Source organism: Caulobacter sp. P1_B12_2, assembly GCF_056406675.1.
This window is the reverse complement of record NZ_JBFTZS010000282.1, coordinates 1-6,259: the sequence shown is the minus strand read 5'-3', so window position 1 is coordinate 6,259 and position 6,259 is coordinate 1. Positions and strand designations below refer to the sequence as shown.

Sequence of the window (6,259 nt, the reverse complement as noted above, 5' to 3'; positions counted from 1 at the left end):
GGAGCACAAGGGCTTCGAGCGCCTGACCTACGCCCAGTCGATGAAGTGGTACGGCAGCGACAAGCCCGACACCCGCAACCCGATCAAGATGGCCGACGTCTCCGAGCACTTCCGTGACGGCGGCTTTGGCCTGTTCGCCAAGATCCTGGGCGCGGACGCCAAGAACGCCATCTGGGCCATCCCGGCCCCGACCGGCGGCAGCCGCGCCTTCTGCGACCGCATGAACAGCTGGGCGCAGGGCGAGGGCCAGCCGGGCCTGGGCTACGTGTTCTGGAGCGAAGACCTGGGCGCCTGGGGCGGCCCGATCGCCAAGAACCTGGGCGAGCCGACCCAGGCCCTGATGGAAGCGCTGGGTCTGGGCAAGGGCGACGCTGCGTTCTTCGTGGCCGGCGATCCGGCCGTGTTCGCCAAGTTCGCGGGTCTCGCCCGCACCCGGGTCGGGACCGAGCTGAAGCTGGTCGACGAGGAGCAGTTCAAGTTCTGCTGGATCGTCGACTTCCCGATGTTCGAATGGAACGAGGAGGAGAAGAAGGTCGACTTCTCGCACAACCCGTTCTCGATGCCGCAGGGCGGTCTGGAGGCCCTGGAGACCCAGGACCCGCTGACCATCCGCGCCTACCAGTACGACATCGTCTGCAACGGCTACGAGCTGTGCTYGGGCGCGATCCGGAACCACAAGCCGGAGATCATGCTCAAGGCCTTCGAGACCGCCGGCTATGGCGCGGAAGTGGTCGAGGAGCAGTTCGGCGGCATGCTGAACGCCTTCCGCTTCGGGGCCCCGCCCCACGGCGGCCTGGCGCCCGGCATCGACCGGATCGTCATGCTGCTGGCCGAGCAGGTGGCCATCCGCGAGGTCATCGCCTTCCCGCTGAACCAGCAGGGCCAGGACCTCCTGATGAACGCCCCGGCCGAGGCCCAGGACCGCCAGTACAAGGAACTGCACATCCGCTCCGCCCCGCCGATCAAGGTTTAGGGCGATCAAGGTGTAGCGACCCAGAAAAAAGGCCCCGGTGCGAACCGGGGCCTTTTGATCTTCCAGGGCTCGCCGAGCCTAGTACTTCGGCTCCTTCGGAGGCTTGGGCGGCTTCGGCGGCTTGGGAATGGACATCCGGGCGGCGGCCTCGATCTCGGCGCGGTGCGCCTCCACCTGGGCTCGGGCGGCCTCGGCCTGGGCGCGCTGGAAGTCGTTGCTGACCCGATAGCTGCGCCGGTCGCCCGAGCAGTTGCGGACGCTCAGCCCGCTCGGCGCCCGGGTGGCGCCGTCGCCGCAGGCCTCGTCGAGCTGATCCTGGGTCAGGCCTCGGGCGTTGGACAGGTCGGCCCCGTTCAGGCTGGCGCCAGACAGGTCGGCCCCGCGGAAGTCCGCGCCGTTGAAGATCGCGCCGCGCAGGATCGAACCCGTGAACTCGGCGTCGCGGAAGCTGGCCCGCTCGAAATTGCCGCCCGACATGTTGCTGGCGTTCAGCTCGGCCGAGCTGAAGTTGGCGCCCCTGGCGTTGACGCCCTGCATGTTGGCGCCGATCAGCTCGCTGCTCGACAGGTTGGCCTTCTCGAGGTTGGCGCCCTGGAAGCTGGCGCCGTGTAGCTCGCTGCTGGACAGGTCGACCCGGGCCAAGTCGGCGCCGACGAAGTTGGCCCCGCTGCTCTCGATGCCCGACAGCTTGGCGTCGGTGAAGATGGCGTGGACGAAATTGGCGCCGCGCATCTCGGCGCCGCGCAGATCGGCGCGCGACAGATCCGCGCCGGCGAAGTTGGAGCCGAAGAAGCTGGCGCCGCGCAGGTCGGCCCCGATCAGATTGGCCTTGGCGTAGTTGGCGCCGGTGAAGCGGGCCCCGGTCAGCTTGCGGCCCGACAGCTCGCAGCTCACACAGGCGCCGCCCAGCGAGATCATCTTGGCCACGTCCTTGCTCTCGCCGGCGCCGGCATGGGCCTGTTGGGCCATGGCCGATAAGGCGAGCGACAGAGCGGCGAGCGTGATCCGCAAGCGGGTCATCAAAACCTCCAGACCGGTCAAGATAAGCGACCGTGTAGGTTACGATTTGGGACCGACGGCCCCGAAGCGCCACTTAAATCGCGGTAATGACGGAAGTTTAACGGCAAGCGGGCACGGAAAGACCGCGTGGCAAGCGGGTGGACGGATCGCCGCAGGCCCGGTTCAGCTGGGCCTGGGTCAGGCCGACGGCCCGGTCCATCTCGGCCCCGGAAAGGTTGGCTCCTGCCAGGGTCGCGCGTCGGAAATTGGCCCCCTCCAGATAGGCGCCGACCAGGCTGGCGTTGGTCAGATTGGCCCCGGCGAAGCTGGAGCCGCCGAACACGCCGCCATAGAAGTTGACGTCGCGCAGGTCGCCGCCGGCGAAGCTGGTGCGGTTCATCTCGGCCAGACTGAGGTCGGCTTGGCGCAGACGGGCCCCGGCGAGGTTCCGGCCTTTAAGCACCTTGCCCGACAGATCGGCCTGAAACAGGTTGCAGCCTGGGCAATTGGCGCCGGCCCGGACCTTGGCGATCTGGCCGGCGTTCTGGGCCGACGCGGGCGCGGCGGCGATCAGCAGACCGGCGGCGGCGAGGATCGGGAGCAGCGGTTTCATTCTGACACGGGTCTTTCGGCGGGAACGGCGATTAAGCATGACCCCGCAAGCTTAAGGCCAGGCAAACATTCGGCCCGTCGTCTAGCCGGCGTCGCTCTCGCCCCGGGATCCGTCGCCGGCCTGGGTTCCGCAGCTGTCGCAGACCACCAGACCGCCCTTGCGGCTGAGGGCTAGGTCGCCGCAGGCCGGGCAGACATCGCCGCCCTTGCCTGCTTGAAGAGGGCCCGCTGGACGGGGCTCCTGGTCACGCCGGCCGCCGAACGGCAAGAAGACCAGATTGTCCGGCGCCGCGCCGCGCGAGAAGCCCTTGGAGATGAACTTGCTGGCGGGCAGGGGCTCGGCCTCGGCCGCGCCGTCCTCGACGCCTTCGCCCCGGCCCAGGCCGTCGGCGTTGAACTCGCCCGGATCGGCGTTGGCCAGGTCGTCGCGGCCCAGGTACGACACGCCCAGCTCGCGGAAGATATAGTCGAGGATCGAGGTCGCCGAGCGGATGGAGTCGTTGCCCGTCACCGGCCCGGCCGGTTCGAACTTCGTGAAGACGTAGGCGTCGACGAATTCATCCAGCGGCACGCCGTATTGCAGGCCGATCGAGATGGCGATGGCGAAATTGTTCATCAGGCTGCGGAAGGCGGCGCCTTCCTTGTGCATGTCGATGAAGATCTCGCCGACCTCGCCGTCCTCGTATTCGCCGGTGTGCAGATAGACCTTGTGACCGCCGACCGCGGCCTTCTGGATATAGCCCTTGCGACGGTCGGGCAGCTTGCGGCGGGCGCGGGCGCCGCGTTCGACGATCCGTTCGACCACGCGCTCGACAATCCGTTCCTTGACGGGAACGGGCGGCGCCTCGGCGAGGGCGGCCTCCGCGCGCACCGGCTTGGGCGCATCGACTTCGGCCTCGGGCAGGGAAAGCGCGAAGCCCGGGGGCGGCGCGGCGCGGTTCAGCCGCAGCGCCCGGACATCGGCGCGCGCGGCGGCGGCTTGAAGGCGAGCCGCGTCGGCGGGGCGGGCGTCGAACGGCACGTCCAGCACCGCCGGAACCGCCAGGCAGGTGAAGATCTCGACAGCGGCGATCATCGCCAGGCGGTCGGCCAGGACCGGCGCCTCGATGGCCGCGAACAGCGCGCGCAGCTCACCCTCCAGGGCTTCGCAGTCCGACAACCGGCGCGCGCCGAGGGCGTGGCGCTCGGCCGTTTCGATCTCGATCTCTGAGAAGCCGGCGAAGGCCAGGGTGTCGAAATGAGGATTGGCCAGCGCCTCGGCGGGAACACCCAGAACGTCGCTGAGGAACCCGGCCCCGACCACGGCGGGCGCGAACGCGGCCCGCAGGCCGTCGGCGTGACGCAGGGCGTCTTCGGCCTGTTCGATCTCGTGGGCGGTGAAGCCGCGGGCCTGCAGGACCATGTGATCGATCGCCGGAGCCTCGGCCAGCGAGCCATGGCCCATGGCGTGGCGGCGGGCGGCGTCGAAGTCGGCTCCGGCCTCGGTCAGGCAAAGGTGGGCCGCGGCGCTGAAGGTCGGAACCAGCAGGCCGTCGGCGGTCTGGGCGGTCGAGACCGGCGCGGCGGCGGAAGCATGTCCCAGAGCCTTGCCGCCCAGGCGCAGGGCGGCCTCGGGATCGGCGAAGGCTGCGACCAGGCGCGAAGAGCGCAGGCCATGCTTGCGGGCCAGGCCATGGGCGACCGCCAGGGCGGCGGCGGCTTCCGAGGCCAGCGGCGAGCGCAGGGCGGCGGCGCGCACGCGGCGCTCGGCCAGGCCGCGCAACACGGTCTGGCGCTCTTGGGCGAAGGYGGGATCGGCGCCGAGCACCGCGGCGGTCTCTGCGCTGGCGCTGAGCGCCGCGCCGACCGTCAGGGCCCACAGGGCCGAGGCGGCGTCACGTCCGGCGTCGCCGGCGGCCGAGAGCCCCTGGATCAACAGCCAGTCGCCGATGCCGGCCAGGCCGATCTCGGCCGGCCGGTCGCCGCGTTCGATCTCCAGCGCCGTGGCCCACAAGCCGACCACTTGGTTGAAGCCGGCGGAATCGAAGGTTTCGTCATGCTGGAAAGCGGTGACGTCGATGGCGGCGCGGACCGGCGCGCCTCTGGACAGAGCCTCGGCGTCCTCGGGAGACAGGGCCAGGATCAGAGCGCTGGTCTCCCAGCCGACCTGGGCGGCGAAGCTGGCGGCCTCGTCGACGGCGGCCACGCCTTGGCGGGAGGCCGAGGCGACCAGCGGGGCCAGGGCCTTCGCGTCTGGCTCGATCAAGCCGGTGCGCGGTGCGCCGGCCAGGGCGATCGCGTCCAGGATCATGCGATCGTCAGCGCCCAGCTCCCGGGCCCGGCGCGCGGCTCGGCCCAGCGCGCTGTTCTTGGACGGATCGGCGCAGGCCTTGGCGTCGCCATGGCAGCGTTGAACGGCGTCGCCGACCTGGGCCAGAGCGGCGTCGAGCCGAGCGGCGGCCTTGACGGCCAGGCGCGCCGAGCGCCAGCGGGCCAGATGACCGTCTGCGACGCGCTTGAATTCGATCTCGCCGATATCCGGCAGGCGCTGAGCCGCCGCCGGTGTTCCGGCGGGCGAGGCGACGCCGGTCAGCATGGTGGCCAGCAGGGCGTCGCGGAAGGCGTCAGCGTCGGCGGCGTCGCCGAACAGGCCGTCCGACAGACCAGCCTTGGAAAGACGATCGGCATAGCGGGCGGGACCGCCGCCCAGCGCGAGCTCGACGTCTAACGCCTTGTCGTTCTGATCCTCGACGGCCCAGTCCAGCCAGGCCTCGACCCGAACGTCGGTCCAGCCCTCGGGCGCCAGCACCTCGATGACGGCGTCCGCGCGTTCGATCTCGCGCAGCGCGATGTTGGGGGCGGAGGCGGGGTGTCGGGACTGGATGCGCATGGGCGATTCCGCGGCCTGGGCGCCAGGGTGCGCCAAGAATTAGCCATCCTAGATCGCCGAACACCGCCCTTCAATAGATGTGGGGCGCCGCACCCCCTTGATCCACAAGATGTTGATGTGGCGACGGCGCGGCGGATGCTGGACGCTGAGGGGCCGCCGACCTATAGTCCGGCCGCTTCGCAACGCCTTGGCGTTGCCCGAAACCCTCCCGGAACACCCCTCGGTTTCTGGGACCTTTGCGAGATTGGTGCTGACGCGGTGCTGAAAGCGATCTTCACGTGGTGGAACGGCGCGACCATTGGTCAGCGCTTCCACATTAGCCGTCGTGGCGTGTTCATTGGCCAGGACGACTACGGCAACCGCTACTTCGAGGCGCGCGACAACAGCGACAGCTATGATGACCGCAAGCGTCGCTGGGTGATCTACGACGGCTACGCCGAGGCCTCCAAGGTGCCGCCCGAGTGGAGCGGCTGGCTGCACTATACGTTCGACGAGCCGCCGACCACGGCGCCGTTGCCGCGTCGCGCCTGGGAAAAGGACCACCATCCCAACCTGACGGGCACCATCTACGCTTGGCGTCCCAAGGGTTCTCTGGCCCGCGGCGGCGAGCGCGCGGTCGCCGCCAGCGACTACAAGCCTTGGTCGCCCGAATAGAATGAAGACCCGGCGGCCATCGACAGTCGTGGCGATGCTGGCCCTGACGGGTTCGCTCGTCGGCGGCGGCGCCTGGGCGCTGCAGAATGCGCCGCCGCAGCCGCCGGCCGCTCAGACGCCGCCGACGGCCCCCGCGCCGATCGTCGTGCCGC

Annotated in this window: 5 protein-coding genes; 2 read left to right on the top strand and 3 right to left on the bottom strand. The window is 69.9% G+C overall.

What is annotated here, in order from left to right:
* Positions 1-973, top strand: a 973-nt coding sequence (locus AC1DZ6_RS16775) for an amino acid--tRNA ligase-related protein (protein ID WP_477098282.1), incomplete at its 5' end; no start/stop codon positions are given.
* Between the two features lie 78 nt (positions 974-1,051).
* On the opposite strand, the gene AC1DZ6_RS16770 is transcribed toward AC1DZ6_RS16775, so the two are convergent.
* The 3 genes from AC1DZ6_RS16770 to AC1DZ6_RS16760 all read right to left on the bottom strand — a co-directional run bounded on the left by AC1DZ6_RS16770 (position 1,052) and on the right by AC1DZ6_RS16760 (position 5,453).
* Complete coding sequence (locus AC1DZ6_RS16770) at positions 1,052-1,993, bottom strand: pentapeptide repeat-containing protein (protein WP_477098281.1); 942 nt, start codon at positions 1,991-1,993, stop codon at positions 1,052-1,054.
* Positions 1,994-2,090: 97 nt separating this feature from the next.
* Entirely contained in the window at positions 2,091-2,585 is a 495-nt protein-coding gene (locus AC1DZ6_RS16765; RefSeq protein WP_477098280.1) for a pentapeptide repeat-containing protein, read from the bottom strand.
* A gap of 81 nt (positions 2,586-2,666) precedes the next feature.
* Positions 2,667-5,453 carry a TSCPD domain-containing protein gene (locus tag AC1DZ6_RS16760; RefSeq protein WP_477098279.1) on the bottom strand — a complete coding sequence of 929 codons (2,787 nt, stop codon included), beginning with the start codon at positions 5,451-5,453 and terminating at the stop codon, positions 2,667-2,669.
* A 258-nt stretch (positions 5,454-5,711) separates the two neighbouring features.
* Between AC1DZ6_RS16760 and AC1DZ6_RS16755 the strand changes: the two genes are divergently transcribed.
* A complete protein-coding gene (locus tag AC1DZ6_RS16755; RefSeq protein WP_477098278.1) occupies positions 5,712-6,107 on the top strand; it encodes an NADH:ubiquinone oxidoreductase subunit NDUFA12 in 396 nt (131 codons plus the stop codon).
* The last annotated feature ends 152 nt before the right edge of the window (positions 6,108-6,259 follow it).